The organism is Mesorhizobium sp. M7A.F.Ca.US.014.04.1.1, from assembly GCF_003998745.1.
Lineage (GTDB): Bacteria > Pseudomonadota > Alphaproteobacteria > Rhizobiales > Rhizobiaceae > Mesorhizobium > Mesorhizobium ciceri.
Genome location: NZ_RZRW01000763.1, coordinates 1 through 2,221 on the forward strand (window position 1 = coordinate 1; position 2,221 = coordinate 2,221).

A 2,221-nucleotide genomic window follows, 5' to 3' on the forward strand; every position below is an offset into this window, starting at 1 on the left:
ATATATCGAGGACAAAAGCTGATTGGTGACATAGTCGACATTCTGGGCGATTTCGGTTTCGCCCTACGCCAGCTTAATCAAGTACCGCACTTCGATGGCGATGCAGTCGAGTTTGATGCCCTTTTTACGAAGAGGCGCGACAAGGTTGCAACTCTTTCTGATCTAGAAAAGCGAAAATTTGCTGTAATCATTCAGGTGTTAGGAATTCTTCCTTACCCGTTAGGCCATGAATAGAACGACCGTTCGCCAGCGATCGAGGTAGAGTCCTTCAAGGCTCACCCCTGATCCGTCGCCACTCGATCTGAAGGTTGCTCATCGTCTAGAATAACGAGTGGCGGCATGCAAAGAAAAGCTTGCATCGAGCCGTATGCCGCACACATCGCGCAGTCAATGCCCGTGTCGTCAAGTACGACGCCAGTTCCAGGAAACGGGATAAGTCTGCTGCGGAGCGGCAGACACTTTTCCAGAAGTATCCGCGCACCCCTTGGTGTGATTGTGTATGCCTGAAGCCCAAACGAATGCTCTACCTTGATAAGGAATCTGGAGAAGTTCTCGGACTGGAACAAGGCAGTTCTATTAGTATATTGACGATCGTAGAATTCCATTTTGGCTTTTGAGAAACCAAGGTCAAGCCAGAGAAAGGATGGGTCAAATATATAGCCCCACTGTATGATATCCCAATCTGCCCGTGCTTGAGATATAATACTGGTGGATTCCTCCGTGAATCGAAACGATGACCGAATATCGTCTTCGAAAATAGTTATAGTCTTGTTTTCTGAAGCCGACAGCTTCCACAAGCTGATATGGGATAGAGCGCACCCCAACGTGCCCGGGGGATACGGACAATCACTGGTAATCAGACCTTCCTTGATGAGCGCCTCCCTGTCGAGAGAAGTGCCGTCAACGGCTGATACGCGAACGGTATTGTTCAATAGATGCCAGTTGTTACTTTGGTACCTGCTCCAGCGCTCGATGCTGCGGTCTAGGTTTATCAGGTGAATTTTCGGGGAACCCGTCGGCTCGACAGGCCGGGCTGGCATCGTCCCGGAGACAGAGGGCGTGGCGGCAGTGAATGCGGAGGTATCGCCCGCACCATGCAACAGCGCTCGAGCCCGCTCGATGCCATCACTCACATGGTATTGGCCATCGCCAAAGGTGATGTAGCCATAGACTTGTCGGTTATCCATATACTGGACGATTCCGGCCTTTCTGGCGCTGGCAGCAAAGACAACGTACTCGTACCGCGATGTGCCGTCCTCGTATGTCAGTTCGGTCAGCACGTCAGCCCGGACAAGATATGTGCAATGCACGAGCGGCACCTCGATGGCGCCGCGCACGTGGCGGTTGAGCACCCAACCATACTGATCGCACTGCAGATAATACCCGTTGGCATCGATCTCGGCATGATAGTTCGAATAATATTGGCCCGGCGAGATAGAGCGAAGCAGAGGCGCGACGATTGGCAAATCAAGCGCGACAAGTTCTCGCAGCGTGGCCGATCGCACGAAATTGTCGACGTCGGCCACGAAATAGAAATCGCAGCCGTGCTCGAGCGTTTTCCGCAGACTTATGTTGCGGATTCGGCCAAGCACTCTGAAGCGCGTCTCATTCCATTCGTGCTCGCCAAACTGCTCAACACGATCGACGACGTCCGAGGCGTCGATTTCGACCGCAGCATAGAGGTGACCCACGCGCTCTACCCATTCGCGCAGTATATGCTCGGTCCTGTCGGTATTGTTGTTTGTCCTGATGTATAGGACGATCGATGCCTTCGGGTAGTCGAGCGCCTCGATGCACTCGAGGTAAAGCGGCAGTGCCAGTTCCTTCTGCTTTGCCAGGATTGCAATCAGGATGCGCGGTGAACCCTTCAGGCGCGACCGCAGCGAACGCTGCCGGATAAGCTTGTGCTGATCGATCAAGCTCTCTGTCCCGAACGCCCCGAGATTCGACGGTTCATGCACCGGAAGCTTGTCAGTGGCGAAACGCGCGTTGGCTACCACGCGCTTCGCCATTTCCGCCGGCAATTTTTCGCTGGCGAGCAATTTCAGACAGGCGTCGAGTGAATCCCGGTAAGCGCCTGTCCAGTAGGCATTGACGGCAAACTCGTCGAGCAATCCGTAATCGTAGACCCAAGGCTGTATGAAAAGTCCGGGGGGTTGTGCAAGGTCGAGCCCTCGACGCGCAAATTCCGCTCCCTCCGCGGTCCGGCCCTGGGTGCGGC

2 protein-coding genes are annotated in these 2,221 nt (G+C 54.2%); one reads left to right on the forward strand and one right to left on the reverse strand.

Features of this window, described 5'->3' with window-relative positions; all coding sequences use genetic code 11:
* Positions 1–234, forward strand: a 234-nt coding sequence (locus EOA22_RS37830) for a hypothetical protein (protein WP_164756089.1), incomplete at its 5' end; no start/stop codon positions are given.
* A 41-nt stretch (positions 235–275) separates the two neighbouring features.
* On the opposite strand, the gene EOA22_RS31150 is transcribed toward EOA22_RS37830, so the two are convergent.
* Positions 276–2,221 (reverse strand): glycosyltransferase family 25 protein (locus EOA22_RS31150; RefSeq protein WP_164756090.1); only part of this gene is annotated, 1,946 nt, incomplete at its 5' end.